Raw genomic sequence first — 20,677 nt, 5'->3', positions numbered from 1 at the left:
GGGAGCCACATGAGCATCCGTACGCTGATCAGCGGCGGCCTCGTCGTCACCGCCGCCGACGAGCTCCACGCCGACGTCCTGATCGAGGACGGCCGGGTGGCGGCCCTCGCCGCGCACGGCTCGGCGGCCGCCGGGGCCTGGACGGCCGACCGCACGATCGACGCCACCGGGAAGTACGTGATCCCGGGCGGTGTCGACGCGCACACCCACATGGAGCTGCCCTTCGGCGGAACCGCCGCCTCGGACACCTTCGAGACGGGCACCCGGGCGGCCGCCTGGGGCGGTACCACCACCATCGTCGACTTCGCCGTGCAGAGCGTGGGCCGCTCCCTGCGCGAGGGGCTGGACACCTGGTACGACAAGGCGGACGGCAAGTGCGCGATCGACTACGCCTTCCACATGATCCTCTCGGACGTCAACGAGGGGACCCTGAAGGAGATGGACCACCTCGTCGGCGAGGGGGTCACCTCCTTCAAGCTCTTCATGGCCTACCCCGGCGTCTTCTACAGCGACGACGGCCGGATCCTGCGCGCCATGCAGCGGGCCTCCGGCAACGGCGGGCTGATCATGATGCACGCGGAGAACGGCATCGCCATCGACGTCCTCGTCGAGCAGGCCCTGGCGCGCGGCGAGACCGACCCCCGCCACCACGGCGAGGTCCGCAAGGTGCTGTTGGAAGCGGAGGCCACCCACCGCGCGATCCAACTCGCGAGGGTCGCAGGCTCCCCCCTCTACGTGGTCCACGTCTCCGCCGAGGAGGCCGTCGCCGAACTCGCCGCGGCCCGGGACAAGGGCCTGCCGGTCTTCGGCGAGACCTGCCCCCAGTACCTGTTCCTGTCCACCGACAACCTGGCGGAGCCGGACTTCCAGGGTGCCAAGTACGTCTGCTCCACACCCCTGCGCCCCAGGGAGCACCAGGCGGCCCTCTGGCGCGGCCTGCGGACGAACGACCTCCAGGTGGTCTCCACCGACCACTGCCCCTTCTGCTTCCGCGGCCAGAAGGAACTGGGCCGAGGAGACTTCTCCAAGATCCCCAACGGTCTCCCCGGCGTGGAGAACCGCATGGACCTCCTCCACCAGGCCGTCCTGGACGGGCACATCAGCCGCCGCCGCTGGATCGAGATCGCCTGCGCGACCCCGGCCCGGATGTTCGGCATCTACCCGCAGAAGGGCACCATCGCGCCGGGCTCCGACGCCGACATCGTCCTCTACGATCCGCACGCCGAGCAGGTCATCTCCGCCGAGACCCACCACATGAACGTGGACTACTCGGCGTACGAGGGCAGGCGGATCACCGGACGCGTCGACACCGTCCTCTCGCGCGGCGAACTCGTCATCGACCGCCGCGAGTACACCGGCCGGGCCGGCCACGGCGCCTTCGTCCCCCGCTCCACCTGCCAGTACCTGTAAGCCCGCGAGCAGCAAGGAGCCGCCATGGACTTCGGCCTCGTCCTGCAGACCGACCCGCCCGCCTCCCAGGTCGTCAGCCTCATGAAACGCGCGGAGCGCAACGGCTTCCGCTACGGCTGGACCTTCGACTCGGCCGTCCTGTGGCAGGAACCGTTCGTCATCTACAGCCAGATCCTCGCCAACACGCAGAAGCTCCACATCGGCCCGATGGTCACCAACCCGGGCACCCGCACCTGGGAGGTCACGGCCTCCACCTTCGCCACCCTCAACGACATGTACGGCAACCGCACCGTCTGCGGCATCGGCCGCGGCGACTCGGCCATGCGCGTCGCAGGCCGGGCCCCCAACACCCTGGCCCGCCTGGGCGAGGCCATCGAGGTGATCCGCGACCTGGCGGAGGGGCGCGAGGCGGTCGTGGACGGCAACCCGATCCGCATCCCGTGGATCAAGGGCGGGAAACTCCCCGTCTGGATGGCCGCGTACGGCCCGAAAGCCCTGGCCCTCACGGGCGAGAAGGCGGACGGCTTCATCCTCCAGCTCGCCGACCCGTTCCTCACGCAGTGGATGGTCAAGGCGGTCCGCGACGCGGCGGCCGCGGCCGGCCGCGACCCGGCATCGGTCACCATCTGCGTGGCGGCCCCGGCATACGTCACGGCCGACGACTCGCCGGCCGCCCTGGCCCACGCCCGCGACCAGTGCCGCTGGTTCGGCGGCATGGTCGGCAACCACGTCGCCGACCTGGTCTCCCGCTACGGGGAGCACTCGGGCATGGTCCCCGACGAACTCACCGAGTACATCAAGGCCCGCCAGGGCTACGACTACAGCCACCACGGCCGCGCCGGAAACCCCTCCACGGACTTCGTCCCGGACGAGATCGTCGACCGCTTCTGCCTCCTGGGCCCGGCGGAGGCCCACATCGAAAAGCTCCGCGCCCTGCGCGACCTGGGCGTGGACCAGTTCGCCGTCTACGACATGCACGACGCCCGGGAGGCCACCATCGACGCGTACGGCTCCGACATCATCCCGTCGTTCAGCTGACACCCACCGACGACGCAGGGCCGACCGGGGAGTCGGCCCTGGCGGCCCGGGGGTTTGGAGGAGCGAGAGGTCTTCCTTCCAGTCCTGCCGTAGACGAGCTTCGCGGGCGGCGATACCGAGGTTCACGGCCAGGGCGGAGGCGTCCTGGCTCAGCGACCGTTGCTCGCCCCCGCGATGCGCTCGGCGAATGCATCCATGTAGTCGCGGTGTTCCACGTGGATCCTGGATTCCGGGATCTCCCCGAGGGGTGAGGTGTCCACGCCATCGAGCTTCCCGCACCCGTCGAGATCGCTCAGCGCGTGCAGGAGGGCTTCCAGGGCCACCCGGGACTCTTCGTGCGGGGCCAGCATGGCAATCAGGTCCCCCGCCACTCTGGCCTGAGTGTCGGACAGCAGGCCGACGAAGTCCTGAACGCGGTCACTCGCCTCCGTGCGCACCGCTTCGTCGGGACTCAGAAGGTCCCGCAGGAAGCCGATGTAGGACTTGCTTTCCATGTCTCCTGCTTCCCACCCGTTGTTCGGCGAACGTGCTCGGGATGATCATCGCCCGGGGTGAGGGGGAGCCGGGGCTTGGGTAAAGGTGGCTTAAAATGCGCCGGTGAGTGAGCAGAGAGCGCATGTGCGAATAGCGGGATATTTCGGTCGGTGGTGGGTCTTCGGGCCGCTGGTTGGCCTGGTTGCCGCCGTGGCGATGGGCGTGCGGATCTTCCATGGCGGACCGATCGGCATGGCGGACAACGGCGACGGTCCCTCCCGCATGTGTGCCCTCGACACCTCCGTCCACGTGGACAAGGGCTCCTCGTGGTGGTTCGACTTCGCCAACTTCCGGTATGACCGGGCCGAGCCGCAGGCTTGCAACTCCGAGAACACCTATCCGGGCAGCGGCAAGTGGATGCCCATGCTGGCCCGGCCGCTGAGCCAGCTGCTGGGTTACGGGGGCGCGATCGACCTCCGGGCCCAGGCGCTGCTCTGGTGCGCCCTGGTGGGGCTGGCCTTCGCCGTGTTCGCCGTCGCCCTGCGCGGCCGGCTCCTCTTCCGGCTGCTCGTCTGCGCCGCGCTGTTCCTGGTGGTCGGCGACTCGGTGGTGGCCGGGTACGCGGCCTCGCCGTTCAGTGAGCTGGCCGGGCTGACCGGGCTGCTGTTCGCCACCGTCGGCGCCGTCCATCTCGGCGGTACGCCCCGGGCCAGGCTCGGCGGGCTGCTGCTCTTCACCGTCGGGTCGGTCACCCTGGTGGGCTCCAAGATGCAGGCGCTCACCATGGCCGTCCCCCTGCTGGCGCTCCTGCTCTGGTCCAAGGTGCCGGTCGGCCGGCTCACCGGCCGGTTCACCGCCCGGGTGCTCCCCCTCGCGGCCGCGCTGGTGATCGGAGCGGCGGGCACGCACACGCTGCTGTTCCAGATGGAGGCGTTCAAGGAGATCAACCGGACCGAGATGATCTTCGTCGGGATCATGGGCAAGAGCCCCGATCCGGCCAAGGACGCCGTCGAGCTCGGACTGCCCGCCGACTTCGGCCAGTACGCCGGGCTGAACTGGTGGGGCGAGAAGGCACCCCAGAAGGACCCCCGCTGGCCTGAGGTCAAGGACCGCATCACCTACGCCAACATCGGCACCTACCTGGCCAAGCACCCGGGCGTCGCGCTCCGGATCGCCGACGGCGGGTTGGACGACTTCGCCGCCTCCCGGCCGGACAACCTCGGCTCGTACCCCGTCACCGCCGGCAAGGAGGCCGGTGCCCAGGAGCACAGGCTGGCTCTCTACACCGGATTCCTGCGGACCTTCGGGGGCGGCTGGGTGCTGGGTATTCAGTTCGCGTTCGTGGCGGCCGGGGCCTGGTGGCTGCGCCGCGGCCCGGACAACCCGCGCCGCCGTGCCTTCCTGGCGATGATGATCTGCCTCGGCGGGGCCACGCTGACCCAGTTCGTCACCGCCATGTACGGCGAGGCGATCGAGAACACCAAGCACCTGATCTACGGCATCTTCGCGACCGGCCTGGCCTTCGTGCTGGCGGCCGCCAGTGTGTCGTGCACCCCTGCGGAGGAGGAGGCCGAGGAGGCAGAGGAGGCCTTGGAACTGGTGTCCGATGGCCCGAAAAGATCAGGTTAAGATGCCACGGCAGACGCAAGCTGCCCACCGCGGCCCGTGCACGAGGCCGCCGCAGGCGCGGTTCCGTACGGGGCCGCCGCCCTGGTCGGACAGGCCGGGCGCGTCATTGCTTGGAGAGTTCCCGCCGTGTTCGGACAGCCTTCCCGTTCCCGTTCCGTTGTGACCGGCGCCGCCGTCGTGGCCCTTGCCGTCGTGCTCGCGGGCTGCGGGAGTACCAAGGGTGAGAAGGGCGAGAAGGGGGAGAAGGGTCGGAAGGGGTCGGCGGCGAGCAGCCCTGCCGGTCCGGCCGCCTCCCCCTCCGCCGAAGGCAAGGTGCGGATGCCCGCCGGGCCGGCCCCCGCCATGACCAAGGCCCGCGACACCGCCGTCGGCCCGATCATGACGACCAAGCTGGCCGGCCCGAAGTCCGGTGTGACCGGCCAGGTGTGGGTCTGGCTCCCTCCCGAGTACCACGACCCCAAGTACGCCACGACCGGCTTTCCGGTGCTGACCCTGTTCGCGGGCGGTCAGAGCAACGGCTACAACACCTGGGCCGGCAGCGAGCTGCCGATCCAGGAGGAGGACGTCCGGCTGGCCAAGGCGGGCAAGGCCCATCCGTTCATCATGGTCATGCCGGTGCAGAACTTCAGCGGCGACGAGAAGAAGGCGCTGGACTGCTCGGACATCCCCGGCCAGCCCAAGATGGCGACCTGGATGGCCCAGGACATCCCGGACTGGGTCCGCGCCAACTTCCGCACCCTCAAGGGCCGCGACAGCTGGGGCGTCATGGGCGCCTCCACGGGCGGGTTCTGCAGCGCCAAGCTCGCCCTGCAGTACCCGGACGTCTACAAGGCCGCGGTGCCGATCGACGGCTACTTCGCCCCCGACTCCCGCCTGTGGCAGGGCCACGACGCGGAGAAGGCGGCCAACAGCCCCGACCAGCTGGTCGCCCAGGGCAAGGCCGACGTGAAGATGCTGGTCACGGCCGGCGGGGCCGACGCCTACGAGAAGGGCGTGGTCAAGAGCTGGATGGCCAAGGCGGTTCCGCCCGTCGCCATCGAGTACTACGAGCAGCCCGGCGGCAAGCACCTGACCTCGGACTTCAAGAAGATGATCCCCGACGCCCTGCAGTGGTTCACGAAGAACCTGGAGGGCCCCGCCCACGACTGATGCCGGGCGGGCGTTAAGGACGCGTCAGGATTTCGCCAGACAGTCATATGGGCGTATTGACTGGGTTCGCGCTGCGTACGCTGACTCAGCCGTCGATGTCGATGGCCGAATCCGTGCCGTACGACAGGAGCGCCCCACGATGGCCACCCCTGCCCGCATGCCGCGCCTGCGCGCGTGGCTGCTGGAAGGCTTGACCGACCGCCGCCACAAACAGCAGCAGCATCCCGATACCGCGCACGAGGGCAGGCCCTGGTACCGGGTGATGTGCCTGACCGGTCTGGACTACTTCTCCACCCTCGGCTACCAGCCCGGCATCGCGGCACTCGCCGCCGGGCTGCTGTCGCCGGTCGCGACGATCGTGCTGGTGCTGCTGACGCTGTTCGGGGCGCTGCCCGTCTACCGTCGGGTGGCGCAGGAGAGCCCGCACGGCGAGGGCTCGATCGCGATGCTGGAGCGGCTGCTGTCGTTCTGGAAGGGCAAGCTGTTCGTGCTGACCCTCCTGGGGTTCGCCGCGACGGACTTCCTGATCACCATCACCCTGTCGGCCGCCGACGCCACCGCGCACATGGTGGAGAACCCGCACCTGACCGGCACCCTGCACGGGCACGAGGTGCTGATCACCCTGATCCTGATCGCCCTGCTCGGCGCGGTCTTCCTCAAGGGCTTCAGCGAGGCGATCGGACTGGCCGTCGCCCTCGTCGTCTCCTACCTGCTGCTCAACGCCGTTGTGGTGGCGGTCGGCCTGTGGCAGGTGGCCACCGAACCGCACGTGGTCACGGACTGGACCAGTGCGCTGACCACCGAGCACGGCAACCCCTTCATGATGATCGCCATCGCACTGGTGGTCTTCCCGAAGCTGGCGCTGGGCCTGTCCGGCTTCGAGACCGGCGTGGCGGTCATGCCCCACGTCCAGGGCGATCCGGGCGACGACCCGCAGCAGCCCGCCGGCCGGATCAAGGGCACGAAGAAGCTGCTCACCACCGCCGCGGTGATCATGAGCGTCTTCCTGATCTGCTCCAGCTTCATCACCACCCTCCTCATCCCGGCGGACGAGTTCAAGCCCGGCGGCGAGGCCAACGGCCGCGCCCTCGCCTACCTCGCCCACGAGCACCTCGGCTCCGCCTTCGGCACGGTCTACGACGTCTCGACCATCCTCATCCTCTGGTTCGCGGGCTCCTCGGCCATGGCGGGCCTGCTCAACCTGATGCCGCGCTACCTGCCCCGCTACGGCATGGCCCCGCACTGGGCCCGGGCGCTGCGCCCCATGGTGATCGTCTTCACGCTCATCGCGTTCCTCGTGACGTGGCTCTTCAACGCCGACGTGGACGCGCAGGGCGGCGCGTACGCCACCGGCGTGCTCGTCCTGATCACCTCGGCCGCCGTCGCCGTGACCATCGCCGCCCGCCGGGCCGGGGAGCGCGGTTGGACCATCGGATTCGGCATCATCTCGGCCGTCTTCATCTACACCACCGCCGTCAACGTCGTGGAGCGGCCGGACGGCGTGAAGATCGGTGCCTGCTTCATCGCCGGCATCATGGCCCTCTCCCTGCTGTCCCGCCTGGCCCGGGTCTTCGAGCTGCGCGTCACGGACGTCGAGTTCGACGAGATGGCCGAGCGGTTCATCAGGGACACCGCCACCCGCACCATCCGCTTCATCGCCAACGAGCCGGACCAGCGCGACCAGGCCGAGTACCGGGAGAAGATCGACCAGATCCGGGCCGACAACGACGTCCCGGCCGGCGACGACTTCCTCTTCGTGGAAGTCACCGTCCTCGACCCGTCCGAGTTCGAGGCCGGTGTGACGGTCAGGGGCGAGGTCATGCACGACCGCCACCGCGTCCTGACCCTGGAGTCCTCCTCCGTCCCCAACGCGCTCGCCGCCCTCCTGCTCCACGTCCGCGACGAGACCGGCCAGCGGCCCCACATCTACTTCGAGTGGACCGAGGGCAATCCGCTGGCCAACTTCCTGAGGTTCTTCCTCTTCGGGCAGGGCGAGGTCGCCCCCGTCACGCGCGAGGTCATCCGCGAGGCCGAACCGGACCGGGCCCGCCGCCCGCACGTGCACGCCGGCTGACGTCGCCCGCGGGGGGACCTGCGGCGAATCCGGCCGGCACCCCGCTCCCGCGGGGTGCCGGCCGGACGGCCCCTCCCCGGCGGCGCTACTCGCCGACGTCCCGGCGGCGCAGGTCCTCGAAGGTCTCGCGGCGGACCAGGAGCCGGGCGGTGCCCTCGTGCACGGCGACCACGGGCGGCCGGCCCACCATGTTGTAGCCGGACGCCATGGAGAGGTGGTACGCGCCCGCCACCGGTACGGCGACCAGGTCGCCGGGCCGGACGTCGCCGGGCAGTTCCACCCCGGCCGCGAGCACGTCACCGGCCTCGCAGTGCCGGCCGACGACCGTGGCCGTACGGGGGGCGGCCGCCGAGGCCCGCCCGATCAGCCGGGGTGCGTACCGGACCCCGTACAGGGCGGGCCGGGGGTTGTCGCTCATGCCCCCGTCGACGGCGACGAACAGCGTGTCCCCGGTGTGCTTCACGGCCAGCACCCGGTACAGGGCCACTCCGGCCGGCCCGACGACGGCCCGGCCCGGTTCGACCGCCAGCCGCGGCACGGGCATCCCGGCGGCGGCGCAGCCCTCGGCCAGGCCGTCCCGCAGCATCCGGGCGAGCGCGGTCACGTCGAGGGCGGGTTCGCCCGGCCGGTAGGCGATGCCGTGGCCGCCGCCCAGGTCGAGCTCGGGCAGCACCGTCCCGTGCGCGTCGCGGACTTCGGCCATCAGGGCGACCATCCGCCGCAGCGCCGTGAGGTAGGGCTCCGCCTCGGTGATCTGGGAGCCGATGTGGCAGTGCAGCCCGGTGAGTTCCAGCTGCGGCTGGGCCAGGACGCGGGACACGGCGCGCGCCGCGGACCCGTCCGTGGCGGACAGCCCGAACTTCTGCCCGTCCGTGCCCGTCCGGATCTTGTCGTGGCCGCCGGCCGAGACGCCCGGGACCACCCGCACCATCACCTTCTGGCGGCCGCCCGGCCCGACGGCGGCGGCGATGCGGGCGATCTCCGACGGGCTGTCGATCACGATCCGCCCGACCCCCAGGCGCAGTGCCGTGCCGAGGTCGCGCGGCGACTTCGCGTTGCCGTGCAGCACGATCCGCTCGGGCGGGAACCCCGCCGTGACGGCCAGTTCCAGCTCTCCCGCCGAGCAGACGTCCAGGCCCAGCCCCTCCTCGTGGACCCAGCGCACCATCGCGCGGGAGAGGAACGCCTTGGCCGCGTAGAAGACCTCGGCCCCGGGGAACGCCTCCCGGTACGTCCGGCAGCGCCTGCGCACCTCCCCCTCGTCCAGGACGTACACCGGGGTCCCGAACCGCTCCGCCACCTCGGCGAGCTCCACCCCGGCGACCGTCAGACCGCCGTGCGGCAGCCGGCCGGTGGACGCGGGCCAGACGCCGAGGCCGTCCGTTCCGGACGCGTGCGCCGCCATGACCGGTGTGGTCATCGTCCCGCCCCCGCTCAGGCGGCCGTGGCCGAGGAGGCGCGCGGCGCGGCCGGCGCGGTCCGGGCGCCGGGGGAGCCGTCCGTGACCGGGCCGGAGACCGCGGGAGCGGTCAGCGTCGGATCGACGGTCAGCAGCCCCACCCCGAGCGGCTCGGCCAGCGCCCTGAGCGCGGGCCGGGAGAGCCGGATCCACGGCTGGTCCGCGCCGAGCGTGGCGGCCAGCAGCTCCGGGCCGGTGAACCCGACCGCGGTGCGCGCACCCAGCGGGGTCCGGAACATGCGCACCACCACCTGGGCCGTTCCCGGCCGGACGGGGACGCAGAGGAGTCCGGCCGGGACGCGTTCCTCGGGCTCGGGGTCGTCGTCGTACTGGAACAGGCACATGGGGCTCTCCTCAAGAACCGTGGACGGGAACCGCGGACGGCGGTCGGCGCCCCGGGCGCGGGGAGGCGTCCGGGGCGGCACACGAGAACCATCCCCGCACCGGAGCCCGGGGGACCCGCCCCTGACGGGACCCTGACGGCGACCGGCCCGGTCCATACGCGGCGCTGACGACCGGAGACCCGGCACCCCGGCCCTCCGCCCCGGGCCGGCACGGACGATCATCGAACCGGCATGCGGAGGCGGACTCGGGGAGGGGCGGCATGGCGGAGACCGTCGGCACGGACGTGGCCGGGGAACTGGCACGGGCCGGAGCGCAGGAACAGGACCGGATCCTGGAGGAACGCGCGGAGGCGGTGGCCGGCCTCATGGCCGAAGCGTTCGGCCGCACGCACCCGGAGTTCGCGGCGAAGTCCGGGTTCGCCCGCTGGCAGCTCGCGGCCCTGGCCGTCGTCACCGCCGCTGCCCTGGCCGGGCTGGCGGCCGCGCCCATGGCCGTACTCGCGCTGCTCAGCGCGGTGGTGACGGCGTACAGCCTGCTGCACGCGGTGGTCATGCTGGCCGGCCTGGGCGGCGGCGGCCCCCTCGCGGGGGCGGGCGACGTGCCGCTGCCGGACGCGGAACTGCCGTTCTACACGGTGCTCGTCCCCGCCTACCGGGAGGCCGGGGTGATCGGCGGCCTGGTCCGGCACCTGGCCGCCCTGGACTACCCGCCGGACCGGCTGGAGGTACTGGTCCTGGTGGAACGCCACGACCCCGCCACCGCCCGGGCCGTACTGGCCGCCGACCCGCCGCCCTTCGTCCGCCTCGTCCGCCTTCCGCCGGGCCCGCCGCAGACCAAGCCCCGCTCGGTGAACCTGGGCCTGCTGCTGGCCCGCGGCGAACTCCTGGTGGTCTTCGACGCCGAGGACCGGCCCGACCCCGGACAGCTGCGCCGCGTCGCGGCCCGGTTCGCCGCGCGCGGCGGCGAGCTGGCCTGCGTACAGGCCCAACTGCTCTTCCACAACGCCGCGGTGAACTGGCTGACCAGGCAGTTCGCCATGGAGTACGCCCTGCGCTTCACACTGGCGCTGCCCGGCCTGGTACGGCTGGGGATGCCGGTCCCGCTCGGCGGGACCAGCAACCACTTCCGCACCGCCACCCTGCGCGCCGTCGGCGGCTGGGACGCCTGGAACGTCACCGAGGACGCCGACCTCGGCATGCGCTGCGCCGCCATGGGCCACCGCACCGAGACCATCGGGTCGGTCACCTGGGAGGAGGCCCTCGGTGCCGTCCGCCCCTACGTCCGCCAGCGCACCCGGTGGTTCAAGGGGTTCCTGCTGACGACGGTCGTGCACACCCGCCGCCCCCTGCGGACCGTGCGCCGGTTCGGCGTCCGGGGCCTGGTCACCCTGCTCGGCGTCGTCGCGGGCGCCGCGGTGACCTCGTTCGTCCAGCCGCTGCTGGCCGCCTTGACCCTGATCGGTCTCTGCGGCCTGTCCTGGTCGTCCGCCGGAGCCGGCCTGCTGCTGCCGTCCGTGGCGGCGCAGGCCGTGGCGGCCCTCGCCTGGACCGCCATCACCTTCACCGCGGCCAGGCGCGCGGGCCTCGGGGCTCCGTGGCACGCGCTCCTCACGCCGCTGTCCTCGGTGCTGTGGTGGTTCGCGGCCTGGCGGGCGGTGCACCAGCTGGTCTTCTCCCGGTTCAGCTGGGAGAAGACACCGCACGGGACGGGGGTCAGTTGACGTTGACGGCCTTCCAGGCGGCAGCCACCTGCTGGTACTCGGTGCCGGAGGCACCGTAGAGGTCGGCCGTCGCCTTCAGGGTGGCGGTGCGCGCACCGGCGTAGTTGGTCGTCGAGGTCATGTAGGTGGAGAGCGCCTTGTACCAGATCTTGTACGCCTTGGTGCGGCCGATCCCGGTGACGGTGGAGCCGTCGTAGGTCGGGGAGTCGTAGGACACCCCGTTGACGGTCTTGGCGCCGCTGCCCTCGGAGAGCAGGTAGAAGAAGTGGTTGGCGACGCCGGAGGAGTTGTGGACGTCGAGCCGGCCCACGTTCTTCGACCAGTAGTCGGCGGAGGCGCCGTCCTTGCTCGGCTTGTCCATGTAGCGCAGCGGGGTGCCGTTGCCGCGGATGTCGATCTTCTCGCCGATGAGGTAGTCGCCGGGGTCGGCGGGGTTGTTGGCGAAGAACTCCACGGAGGTGCCGAGGATGTCGCTGGTGGCCTCGTTGAGGCCGCCCGACTCGCGGCTGTAGTTCAGCTTGGCGGTGGCGGCGGTCAGGCCGTGGCTCATCTCGTGGCCGGCGACGTCCAGGGAGGTGAGCGGCTTCTGGTTGTTCGCGCCGTCCCCGTAGGTCATGCAGAAGCAGCTGTCGGACCAGAACGCGTTGACGTAGGCGTTGCCGTAGTGGACCCGGGAGTACGCGGCCTTGCCGTCGCCGGCGATGCCGTTGCGGCCGAACTCGCTCTTGTAGAAGTCCCAGGTGACGGCGGCGCCGTAGTGGGCGTCGACGGCGGCGGTCTGGCGGTTGGACGGGGTGCCGTCGCCCCAGGCGTCGTCGGCGTCGGTGAAGAGGGTGCCGGTCGAGGTGGAGGTGGCGCCGTTCAGGTCGTACGTCTTGTGGCCGCCGCGCGCCGCGTCGGTCAGGCTGTACACGGACCCGCTCTGCGTGGTGGTGAGGGGGACGGTGCCGGAGTAACCGCTGGTGCCGGTACCGGTGTCGATGGCCTCGTACGCGTAGAGCTCGGCGCCCGTCGCGGCGTCGGTGATGACGTGGCGCTCGCTGGGGGTGCCGTCGGGCTGGGTGCCGGTGACGACGGCCTCGTAGGCGAAGACCGGGGTGCCGGCGGCGGCCCACACGACCTGACGGGCGCCGGCCGGGGCGGGCTTCAGGCCGCGGGCGGCGGTCGGGGCGATCTTTGCCTCGGTGCCCTTGGTGGTCTTGCGGCTGCCGTCCTTCTTCTGGTGGACGATCAGGTCGCCGCCGAGGACGGGGAGTCCGGCGTAGGTGCGCTCGTAGCGGGTGTGCACGGTGCCGTCGGCGTCCTTGACCACGTCGCGTGCGACGAGGCGCTCCTCCTCGGACAGGCCGATGGCGCGCGCGGTGCCGGCCGCCTCGCCCTGGGCGGCGGATATCGCCTGCGCGCGGGAGGCGGAGGACAGCGTCAGGGCGGTGGCGCCGGCCTCGCGTTCGGCCGCGGCGCTGGCGGCGCCGCTCTGGGCGGCGATGGCGACCATGGCCGCGGAGGCGACCACGGCGGCGGTGCGCAGCATCCGGGCGCGGTTGCGGGAGGTGGGGGTGGAGGACATGGGGTGGGTCACTCGCTCTCCTGGTGTCGTGGGGGACGCCGGGGAGATTGCCAGAGAGCGGACCATCAATGACAGGTACGCAACAATTATTTGACCTGCTGTTATCCGAAGAGCGGAGTTCACTGTCCGCTGACCGGACCAAACCGGCGCATTCCGGCGCCCGCCCGGGAACGGGCGGGCGCCGGTGGCCGGATCGGGCCGGGCCTACTGGATCCCGGGAATCCGGCGGGACTTGAACGCGGCCGTGACGGCGTCCGCGGCGCTCTGGCCGTACATGCTCCGCGCGGTGGCGATCGTGGCCAGCGCCGCCTCGCGGAAGCCGGTGTCCGGGGCGAAGCGGAACTGGGCGTTCACGATGATGCGGTCGGCGGTCCTGGCGCCGAGGGCGCCGCGGATGTCGAAGAGGGCGCGCGACCAGATCTCGCCGTCGGCGTGGACCTCGCCGACCCGGTCCTCGTAGACCTTCGTCCCGTCGATGCGGCGCAGGCAGTGCGGGGCCGGGCTGTACGGGACCGAGTCCCAGTCGGCGACGCACGCCCGGTCCGCCGCCAGGGGCCAGCCGTACGCCGCGGCGGCGTGGTCGCCGACCTCCACCGCCAGGTAGTCGCCGAAGGCCTCGCCGATCGCCCCGGCCTCCGGGGAGCTGCCGAAGCCGGGCACCTGCGCGTTGTGCACGGCGTGCCCGTACTCGTGGACGATGACCTCGGCGTCCTCGGCGTCGTCGACACCGCCCTTGCCGAAGCGGATCTCGGCCTTCTTGTCGGTGAAGAAGGAGTTGTCGGCACCCCACTGGTTGATGCGGACCGGCTGGACGCGGTCGTTGGCGCCCGGCAGCTCGCTGCCGAAGCCGAGGCCCTGGAGGTACTCCTGCGCCTCGTTGACCCAGAAGTACGCCATGACCTGCTCGAACTGCTCGTCGGAGCGGTCGTAGCGGGCGGCGTCCGCGACCGACGCCGGCGCCCCGGTCTCCGACCGCACGGACGCCCATCTGCCCGAAAGGCCCCCACTGGAGTCGAGGTTGCGCAACGCCGCGGTGGCGTAGGCCGAGGCGGGTATCGCCGCGGCGGAGTCCTTGGCGTCGGTGAGCGTCTGGTCGCCGGAGGACTGCACCGGGTTGACCATGAAGACGCGGCCCTGGGGGAGGGCGCCGCCCGCCGGCCGGGGCGCGGTGGCCGAGGCGGGGGCGGCGAGGCCGAACAGTGCCACGGCGGCGGTGGCCGTCGCGATCAGTCCGCGGGGTGTGCGGGACATGGACATCCTCCTGTGGGGGACGCGGAGTACGGGAGAAAACGCGGCCGCGTGGTGCGTCCGCGTGGTGCGGACGCGATCTTTGCCCACCCGCAGTGGCTTTGACCAGGCCTCGGGAGCACCTGTCGAAGCGCGAGGCGTTCCAATTTCTAGGTCAGTCGACCTATAATCTGCTCCATGAGCGACGAACTGCTTCACGATCCGGCCGGCCCCGTCCTGATCACCGGCGGATACGGCACCGTCGGCGCCGAGATCGCCCGGATGGCGGCCGCCGGCCATCCGGTCCTGCTGACCGGGCGCACCCCCGAGCGGGGCCGCGCACTCGCGGACGAACTCGGGGGCGAGGCGCGGGCCTGGGACCTCGGGGACCCCACCCCCTTCCGGGCCGCGGTCCGGGCCGTGATCGGCGCCGTCAACGACCCCGACGACCGGGTGCTGCGCGCCGCCGTCACGGGCGGCGTGCCCTACGTCGACATCACCCGGTGGACGGCCCGGCTCCAGCGGGCCGTCACCGTGGCCGCGCTGCTCCGCCCCACCGCCCCCGTCCTGCTGTCCTCCGCCTGGATGGGCGGCGTCAGCAGCCTCGTCGCCGCACGGCTGGCCGAAGACCTGGGCGGCGCCGAGCGCGTCGAGATCGCCGTGCGCTGGGACATGGCCGACCGGGCCGGCGCCGACTCCGTGGAGTTCATGGACCGCCTCGGCATCGGCTTCGAGGTGGTCGACGGCGGCCGCCGCCGGCTCGCCACACCGCTCACGGACGCCCGTACGGTGCACGTCGCCGGGGCGCCCCTGCGGGTCGCCCGCATCGACACCCCCGAGCAGTACACGCTGCCCCTCACCCTCGCCACCGCCACCGCCGCCACCCGGATCGGCTTCAGCTCCGCCGCCGCCACCCGCGCCCTCCTCGCCCTGCGCGGAACGGGCTTCTTCCGCTGGGCGGGCGGCGAACGCTGGGCCCCCGCACGCCGCGCGCTGCTGCACTCGCCGGGCGAGGGCGGCACCGCCGTCCTGCGGGTCGACGTGGAGCACGGAGGCCGGAGCCGGTCCGCGACCGTCACCGACCCGCTCGGCCAGGGCCACCTGACGGCGGCCGGAGCGCTCCTCGGGCTGCACCGGGTGCTCGGCACCGACGGGGCCCCCGCCCCCGAGGGCGTGGTCTTCCCCGAACAGCACCCCGACCCCGGCGCGGCGGTCGCGCTCCTCGCCGCCCACGGCGTACGCGTCGACCTCGCGGCGGACCCCGCCGCCGGCTCCGGCCCCGCGGCGGACGCCGCGTGAGCGCCGGACCGACCCCCAAGGGGGAACTCCGCCGCACCGCACTGCTGGACGCCGCCGAACGGATCCTCGGTTCCGCCGGCGGCGCCGAACTCACCATGCGCGCGGTCGCCGACGCCGCCGGGGTGCGCCTGGGCCACCTCCAGTACTACTTCCCGGCCCGCTCCGACCTCGTGGCGGCCCTGCTCGACCGGATCCTCACCGCCTCCCTGGAGCGCGTCGCGGGCCTCACGGGCGGCCCGGGACCCGCGGCCGGTCCGGGGCCCGCGGCCCGCCCGGGACCCGCGGCCCGCCCGGGACCCGCGGCCGGCGGCTTGGACGCGGCCCTGGACAGCGTCCTCGCGGAACACGAAGACCTGTCCCTGGTACGGCTGTTCACCGAGGTCTGGGCGATGGCCGCGCACGACCCGGCGGCCGCCGCGGCCGTCCGCGCCTTCTACGACCGGTACACGGACCACGTCGCCGGCCTCATCCTCCGGCTCCGCCCCGGCCTGCCCGAAGCCGGCGCGCGGTCGCGGGCCGAGGTCTTCGTGATGGTGATGGAGGGCGCGGCCCTGTTCCGCTCGGGCATCGCGGGCACCCCGGGCCCGGCGGCCGAGGCCCGGCTGCGCCGGGTCCTGCTGGAACTGCTCGCATGACCCGGCCGGGCCGGACCGCCGCGGGCCCCTGCCGCAGGCCCCGTTCTGCCGCCCGCCCGGGCCTGCCGCCGTCCCCCGCCTACTGCTTGCCCTTGTCGATGACGAGGTCGGTGGTCCAGGTCTCGCCGGACTTCATCTCCTTGCCGTCGGCGTTGATGGGGGAGTAGACCCCGCCCACGGGCACCGTCTCGCCGGGGGCGGCGGACTGCAGGACGTCGCAGACCTCCGCGAGCGAGGTGACGGGAGTGTCCTTCATGGCGGTGATCACGTCACCACTGCCCAGCTTGGCCTTCGCGGCGGGGGAGTTGGTCAGGGTGTACACGACCATCATGCCGTCGACGTCCTTCAGCGCCTTCTGCGTCTGCGCCACCCTGGCGGCGTCCTCCTCGGCGAAGTAGTCGGCCAGTGCCGGGTTCTTCAGGTCCACCAGCTGCCAGCCGGGGTCGTTCTTCACGTCGCCGGCGGCCAGCTGGTCGAGCAGCGGCCGGACGTGGTCACTGCTGATGGCGTAGAACTGCCCCTGCATCCCTCCCCCTTGGAGGGAGAGCGTGTTGATCCCGATCACCTCGGCCTTGCCGTTGAGCAGCGGTCCGCCGGAGTTGCCCGGGTTGATCGTCGCCGAATGCTGGATGGTCGAGGGATAGCGCGGCATGGTGGCGTCCGGGGCGGAGTCCCTGACGTCCGGGTTCTGCACGGCGCCGGTGGTGAACACGGGCTTCTGCGCGCCCTGCGCCTCGATCGAGTCGGGATAGCCGAGAGCGGTGACGTTGTCGGCGAACGAGACCTTCTTGCTGTCGCCGAACTTGGCCTCCTTCAGCCCCTGTTGGGGATGCGAGAAGGTCAGTACGGCGAGGTCCTCGCACGGGTCGATCCCCAGCATGCGCGCGGCCACGGGCGCCCGGTCCTCGACGGCGACCCGCAGGGAGGGCTCGCCCTGCACCACGTGCGCGTTGGTGACGATGAGCCCCTTGTCCGCGTCGTAGATGACCCCGGTGCCGGCGTTGTAGGTCCCGATCACGTGCACCGTGGACGGCGCGGCGCGTTCGTAGATGTCCTTGGGTGACAGGTCGCCGGCGAACGCCACCCCACCGCTGCCGGCCGTGAGCACCACCATCGTGGCCAATGCCACGGCACCCCTGGTGCGTCCCCTCATGAGTTCGCCGCCTTTCTCCCGCACGGACGACCCCCTTCCAGGCTAGCCCCGCAGCGGGGAGGTGTCCTGCCGGCCGCGCGCCCGCCCGCCGGTGGGGATCGGCGGCCCGCCGTGATGTGATGGGGGCATGATCGATGAGTTCCTGGCCCATGGCCTGCCCGAGGTGGAAGAAGCCGTCCGCAAGGCCGCGGCGGTCGAGATCATGCCGCGGTTCCGGCAGCTCGCCGAGCACGAGGTGGACCAGAAGAGCGGCCCGCACGACCTCGTGACCGTCGCCGACCGGAAGGCCGAGGAACACCTCACCGCCTCCCTGACCCGGCTGCTGCCGGGCTCCGCCGTGGTCGGCGAGGAGTCCGTGCACGCCGACCCCAACGTCTACGCGGCGCTGCGCGCCGACGCCCCCGTCTGGATCGTCGACCCGGTCGACGGCACCCGGCAGTTCGTCAAGGGCGAACCCGGCTTCTGCACCCTGGTCGCGCTCGCCCAGCGCGGCGAGATCCTCGCCTCCTGGACCTTCGCCCCGGTCCTGGAGGAGATGTCCACCGCCGTGCGCGGGCAGGGCGCGTACGTCAACGGCCGCCGCATCCACAGCGGTTCGCCCGAGCCCGGCGCCGAGCTGCGCGTGGCGACCGCCCATCCGCTGTACACCTCCGAGGAGGACCGGCGCAGCCTCGCCCGGCTCGACGTGCCCGGCGTCGCGGCCCGGCCGTGCGGCTCGGCGGGCCTGGAGTACCTGAAGGTGGCGCGCGGGGAGATGGACGCGCTGGCCTTCACGTGGCCCTCCGCCTGGGACCACGCGGCCGGACTGCTGCTGGTCGCCGAGGCGGGCGGCGCGCAGAGCACCGTCGAGGGCGTCCCCTTCCGCGTGGACCGGGACAACGCCCTCCCGTTCGCCGTCGGCCGCGACGAGGCCACCGCGATCCGCATCCGCGACCTGCTCCGGGGCGCGTGACCGCGGCAGAGGGCCGGTGCGGCGAGAGCGCGTGCCGGGCGTCGCGGGGCAGGCGCCGGTTTGCGGACACCCCCTAGGCTGGGGGCCAGTGGCCGTCGCCGGACGAAGGAGCTGTTGTCAGTGCCGTCGATTCTCGACGCAGTCGTGGTGGGGGCGGGGCCCAACGGCCTGACGGCCGCGGTCGAACTGGCCCGCCGGGGGCACTCGGTGGCCGTCTTCGAGGCCGCCGAGGCGATCGGCGGCGGCGCCCGCACCGAGGAGCTGACCCTCCCCGGCTTCCGCCACGACCCCTGCTCCGCGGTGCACCCGCTCGGCGCCGGCTCACCGGTGTTCAAGACGATGCCGCTGAAGCGGTACGGCCTGGAGTGGCTGCACGCCCCGCTGCCCATGGCGCACCCCTTCGACGACGGGACGGCCGCCGTGCTCTCCCGTTCCGTGGCGGAAACGGCGGCCTCCCTCGGGCCCCGCGACGCGGGCGCGTACCGGCGGCTGGTGGAGCCGTACCTCGGCAAATGGGACACCCTCGCCCGGGACTTCATGTCCCTGCCCAGTACCGCCCTGCCCCGCGACCCCCTCACCCTGGCCCGCTTCGGCCTCACCGGACTGCCGCCCTCCACCTGGCTGCTGCGCCGCTTCCGCGACGACCGCGCCCGCGCCCTGTTCGCCGGGCTCGTCGCGCACGTCATCGCCCCGCTGAACGGCATCGCCACCGGCGCCGTCGGACTGGTCTTCGCCCTCGCCGCGCACGCCGGCGGCTGGCCCATGCCGCGCGGCGGCTCGCAGTCCGTCTCCGACGCCCTCGCCGGCTACCTGGCCGACCTCGGCGGCACCGTCCACACCGGCTTCGAGGTCAAGCGGCTCGACGACCTGCCCCCGGCCCGCGCGTACGTCTTCGACACCTCGCCGACCGCACTGGCCCGGATCGCCCGCCTCGGCCGCGCCTACGACGGCTACCGGTACGGTGCCGCCGCCTTCAAGCTGGACTACGCCCTGGACGGCCCCGTCCCCTGGACCGCCGAGGCCCCCCGCCGGGCCGGCACCGTCCAGATCGGCCCCGGCAGCCGGGACATCGACGCCGCCCTCCAGCTGGCGACCAGCGGCCGCACCCCCCGCAACCCGTTCCTGATCACCGCCCAGCCCAGCCTGGTCGACCCCGGCCGGGCACCCGAGGGCAAGCACGTGTTCTGGGCGTACGGGCACGTCCCCGCGGGCTGGGACGGCGACCTCACCGACGCCGTCGAACGGCAGCTGGAGCGCTTCGCCCCCGGCTTCCGGGACCTGGTCCTGGCCCGCGCCACGGCCGGCCCGCCGCAGCTCGCCGCCCGCAACCCCAACTACGTCGGCGGGGACATCGCCTGCGGCGCCGCCTCCGGCCTCCAGCTCCTGCTGCGGCCCAAACTCACCCTGTCCCCGTACACCACCGCCCACCCCGCGGTGTTCCTCTGCTCCTCGGCGACCCCGCCGGGCCCGGGCGTCCACGGCATGTCCGGCCACAACGCGGCCAAGGCGGTCTGGCGCCACCTGCGAAAGGCGAACTGATGGTGCGCATCACCCTCGTCCAGGGCGACATCACGGCGGAGAAGGCCGACGCGATCGTCAACGCCGCCAACTCCTCCCTGCTCGGCGGCGGGGGAGTGGACGGCGCCATCCACCGCCGCGGCGGCCCCGAGATCCTCGCCGCCTGCGAGGACCTGCGCCGCTCCCACTACGGCAAGGGCCTCCCGACCGGCCAGGCGGTCGCCACCACGGCCGGCCGGCTGGCCGCCGGGCACGTCATCCACACCGTCGGCCCCGTCTGGTCGCGCGAGGAGGACCGCTCGCACCTCCTCGCCTCCTGCTACCGCGAGTCCCTGCGCGTGGCCGACGGGCTGGGCGCGCGCACGGTCGCCTTCCCGGCGATCTCCACCGGCATCTACGGCTGGCCGATGGACGACGGCGCCCGCATCGCGATCGAAACCGTCCGGGCCGCCCGCACCTCGGTGGAGGAGGTCCGCTTCGTCCTCTTCGACACAGCCGCCTACGCCGTTTTCGAGGCCGCCCTCGCCGGCTAGGCCGTCCGCGCCCCGCCCCCCGGGGTGGGGCGCGGATAGGTGAGGGACCGCTTCACGCTGCCGTACGCGAAGCTCGACTCGATCGACGCGATGCCGGGGATGGCGTGGATGCGGTGGCGCACGAGGGACTCGTACGCCTCCAGGTCCTCGATGACCACCCGGAGCAGGTAGTCGCTGCTGCCCGCCATCAGGTAGCAGTCCTGGATGTGCTCGATCACCGCGACGTGCTCCTCGAAGAGGGCGACCGCCTCCGCCGTGTGCCGTTCCAGCCGGATGCGTACGAAGACGGTGATCGGGAGCCCGAAGGACACCTGGTCCACCACGGCCGTGTAGCCGCGGATCAGCCCCGCCTCCTCCAGCCGGCGGACCCGGCGCAGGCACGGGGAGGGGGAGAGGCGGACCCGGTCCGCCAGGTCCTGGTTGGAGAGCCGGCCGTCGGCCTGCAACTCCCGGATGATCTGCAGGTCGACCGCGTCCACGACTGCTCCCGAGGGC

18 protein-coding genes are annotated in these 20,677 nt (G+C 72.6%); 11 read left to right on the top strand and 7 right to left on the bottom strand.

Translation table 11 applies throughout. The features are described 5' to 3' along the window. The first annotated feature begins 9 nt into the window (after positions 1–9). Together hydA and AC07A6_RS24480 are read left to right on the top strand one after the other, a co-directional pair. Positions 10–1,410 carry a dihydropyrimidinase gene (gene hydA / locus AC07A6_RS24485; protein WP_478778509.1) on the top strand — a complete coding sequence of 467 codons (1,401 nt, stop codon included), beginning with the start codon at positions 10–12 and terminating at the stop codon, positions 1,408–1,410. 24 nt (positions 1,411–1,434) lie between these two features. Next, entirely contained in the window at positions 1,435–2,448 is a 1,014-nt protein-coding gene (locus tag AC07A6_RS24480; protein ID WP_478778508.1) for a TIGR03842 family LLM class F420-dependent oxidoreductase, read from the top strand. A 149-nt stretch (positions 2,449–2,597) separates the two neighbouring features. Here the strand turns inward: AC07A6_RS24480 and AC07A6_RS24475 are convergent, their stop codons facing one another. Beyond that, a complete protein-coding gene (locus AC07A6_RS24475; protein WP_478778507.1) occupies positions 2,598–2,942 on the bottom strand; it encodes a hypothetical protein in 345 nt (114 codons plus the stop codon). A gap of 103 nt (positions 2,943–3,045) precedes the next feature. Here AC07A6_RS24475 and wsfD point away from each other — a divergent pair, with 103 nt between their 5' ends. From wsfD to AC07A6_RS24460, 3 genes are all read left to right on the top strand, one after another. Further along, positions 3,046–4,551 carry a glycan biosynthesis hexose transferase WsfD gene (gene wsfD, locus AC07A6_RS24470; RefSeq protein ID WP_478778506.1) on the top strand — a complete coding sequence of 502 codons (1,506 nt, stop codon included), beginning with the start codon at positions 3,046–3,048 and terminating at the stop codon, positions 4,549–4,551. Positions 4,552–4,710: 159 nt separating this feature from the next. Beyond that, complete coding sequence (locus tag AC07A6_RS24465) at positions 4,711–5,700, top strand: alpha/beta hydrolase (RefSeq protein ID WP_478778505.1); 990 nt, start codon at positions 4,711–4,713, stop codon at positions 5,698–5,700. Positions 5,701–5,839: 139 nt separating this feature from the next. Further along, positions 5,840–7,774, top strand: a complete 1,935-nt coding sequence (locus AC07A6_RS24460) for an APC family permease (RefSeq protein ID WP_478778504.1) — start codon at positions 5,840–5,842, stop codon at positions 7,772–7,774. An 85-nt stretch (positions 7,775–7,859) separates the two neighbouring features. Here AC07A6_RS24460 and lysA read toward each other — a convergent pair whose 3' ends face one another. After that, complete coding sequence (gene lysA, locus AC07A6_RS24455) at positions 7,860–9,194, bottom strand: diaminopimelate decarboxylase (protein WP_478778503.1); 1,335 nt, start codon at positions 9,192–9,194, stop codon at positions 7,860–7,862. Between the two features lie 14 nt (positions 9,195–9,208). Further along, a complete protein-coding gene (locus tag AC07A6_RS24450) occupies positions 9,209–9,577 on the bottom strand; it encodes an SAV_915 family protein (RefSeq protein WP_362471154.1) in 369 nt (122 codons plus the stop codon). A gap of 260 nt (positions 9,578–9,837) precedes the next feature. On the opposite strand from AC07A6_RS24450, the gene AC07A6_RS24445 reads away from it, so the two are divergent. Continuing rightward, complete coding sequence (locus tag AC07A6_RS24445; protein WP_478778502.1) at positions 9,838–11,298, top strand: glycosyltransferase; 1,461 nt, start codon at positions 9,838–9,840, stop codon at positions 11,296–11,298. Here AC07A6_RS24445 and AC07A6_RS24440 read toward each other — a convergent pair. Together AC07A6_RS24440 and AC07A6_RS24435 are read right to left on the bottom strand one after the other, a co-directional pair. Then, positions 11,291–12,865 (bottom strand): M4 family metallopeptidase, encoded by a 1,575-nt coding sequence (locus AC07A6_RS24440; RefSeq protein WP_478778536.1) that lies wholly within the window; start codon positions 12,863–12,865, stop codon positions 11,291–11,293. The genes AC07A6_RS24445 and AC07A6_RS24440 overlap by 8 nt on opposite strands. Before the next feature lie 204 nt (positions 12,866–13,069). Next, entirely contained in the window at positions 13,070–14,116 is a 1,047-nt protein-coding gene (locus AC07A6_RS24435; RefSeq protein WP_478778501.1) for a M4 family metallopeptidase, read from the bottom strand. A gap of 174 nt (positions 14,117–14,290) precedes the next feature. Here AC07A6_RS24435 and AC07A6_RS24430 point away from each other — a divergent pair, with 174 nt between their 5' ends. Next, entirely contained in the window at positions 14,291–15,391 is a 1,101-nt protein-coding gene (locus AC07A6_RS24430; protein WP_478778500.1) for a saccharopine dehydrogenase, read from the top strand. Beyond that, the gene (locus AC07A6_RS24425; RefSeq protein ID WP_478778499.1) at positions 15,388–16,026 is read left to right on the top strand and encodes a TetR family transcriptional regulator; all 639 of its coding nucleotides are present in this window, start codon (positions 15,388–15,390) and stop codon (positions 16,024–16,026) included. The genes AC07A6_RS24430 and AC07A6_RS24425 overlap by 4 nt, the downstream gene beginning before the upstream one ends. A 79-nt stretch (positions 16,027–16,105) precedes the next feature. Here AC07A6_RS24425 and AC07A6_RS24420 read toward each other — a convergent pair whose 3' ends face one another. Next, positions 16,106–17,155 (bottom strand): S1C family serine protease, encoded by a 1,050-nt coding sequence (locus AC07A6_RS24420; RefSeq protein WP_478778498.1) that lies wholly within the window; start codon positions 17,153–17,155, stop codon positions 16,106–16,108. Between the two features lie 151 nt (positions 17,156–17,306). Here AC07A6_RS24420 and AC07A6_RS24415 point away from each other — a divergent pair, with 151 nt between their 5' ends. The 3 genes from AC07A6_RS24415 to AC07A6_RS24405 all read left to right on the top strand — a co-directional run bounded on the left by AC07A6_RS24415 (position 17,307) and on the right by AC07A6_RS24405 (position 20,182). Beyond that, positions 17,307–18,131 carry an inositol monophosphatase family protein gene (locus AC07A6_RS24415; RefSeq protein ID WP_386272996.1) on the top strand — a complete coding sequence of 275 codons (825 nt, stop codon included), beginning with the start codon at positions 17,307–17,309 and terminating at the stop codon, positions 18,129–18,131. Positions 18,132–18,251: 120 nt separating this feature from the next. Further along, positions 18,252–19,670: a phytoene desaturase family protein gene (locus AC07A6_RS24410; protein ID WP_478778497.1), complete on the top strand. Its 1,419-nt coding sequence runs from the start codon at positions 18,252–18,254 to the stop codon at positions 19,668–19,670. Beyond that, positions 19,670–20,182, top strand: coding sequence for an O-acetyl-ADP-ribose deacetylase (locus AC07A6_RS24405; protein ID WP_478778496.1), 513 nt, complete (start codon positions 19,670–19,672; stop codon positions 20,180–20,182). Before AC07A6_RS24410 ends, AC07A6_RS24405 begins: the two co-directional genes overlap by 1 nt. On the opposite strand, the gene AC07A6_RS24400 is transcribed toward AC07A6_RS24405, so the two are convergent. After that, a complete protein-coding gene (locus tag AC07A6_RS24400) occupies positions 20,179–20,661 on the bottom strand; it encodes an Lrp/AsnC family transcriptional regulator (RefSeq protein ID WP_362471182.1) in 483 nt (160 codons plus the stop codon). The two genes, AC07A6_RS24405 and AC07A6_RS24400, sit on opposite strands and share 4 nt — an antisense overlap. Positions 20,662–20,677: the final 16 nt, after the last annotated feature.

The organism is Streptomyces sp. NPDC044002 (assembly GCF_056434525.1).
Note: the sequence above shows the minus strand (reverse complement) of the source record. Positions and strands in the feature narration are given on the sequence as shown.

What these genes read in the sequence shown, in the direction of transcription:
- hydA (WP_478778509.1), top strand. Translation starts at nt 10, where the DNA reads ATGAGCATCCGTACGCTGATCAGCGGCGGCCTCGTCGTCACCGCCGCC.
- AC07A6_RS24480 (WP_478778508.1), top strand. Translation starts at nt 1,435, where the DNA reads ATGGACTTCGGCCTCGTCCTGCAGACCGACCCGCCCGCCTCCCAGGTC.
- AC07A6_RS24475 (WP_478778507.1), bottom strand. Translation starts at nt 2,942, where the DNA reads ATGGAAAGCAAGTCCTACATCGGCTTCCTGCGGGACCTTCTGAGTCCC.
- AC07A6_RS24460 (WP_478778504.1), top strand. Translation starts at nt 5,840, where the DNA reads ATGGCCACCCCTGCCCGCATGCCGCGCCTGCGCGCGTGGCTGCTGGAA.
- lysA (WP_478778503.1), bottom strand. Translation starts at nt 9,194, where the DNA reads ATGACCACACCGGTCATGGCGGCGCACGCGTCCGGAACGGACGGCCTC.
- AC07A6_RS24450 (WP_362471154.1), bottom strand. Translation starts at nt 9,577, where the DNA reads ATGTGCCTGTTCCAGTACGACGACGACCCCGAGCCCGAGGAACGCGTC.
- AC07A6_RS24445 (WP_478778502.1), top strand. Translation starts at nt 9,838, where the DNA reads ATGGCGGAGACCGTCGGCACGGACGTGGCCGGGGAACTGGCACGGGCC.
- AC07A6_RS24440 (WP_478778536.1), bottom strand. Translation starts at nt 12,865, where the DNA reads ATGTCCTCCACCCCCACCTCCCGCAACCGCGCCCGGATGCTGCGCACC.
- AC07A6_RS24435 (WP_478778501.1), bottom strand. Translation starts at nt 14,116, where the DNA reads ATGTCCCGCACACCCCGCGGACTGATCGCGACGGCCACCGCCGCCGTG.
- AC07A6_RS24430 (WP_478778500.1), top strand. Translation starts at nt 14,291, where the DNA reads ATGAGCGACGAACTGCTTCACGATCCGGCCGGCCCCGTCCTGATCACC.
- AC07A6_RS24415 (WP_386272996.1), top strand. Translation starts at nt 17,307, where the DNA reads ATGATCGATGAGTTCCTGGCCCATGGCCTGCCCGAGGTGGAAGAAGCC.
- AC07A6_RS24405 (WP_478778496.1), top strand. Translation starts at nt 19,670, where the DNA reads ATGGTGCGCATCACCCTCGTCCAGGGCGACATCACGGCGGAGAAGGCC.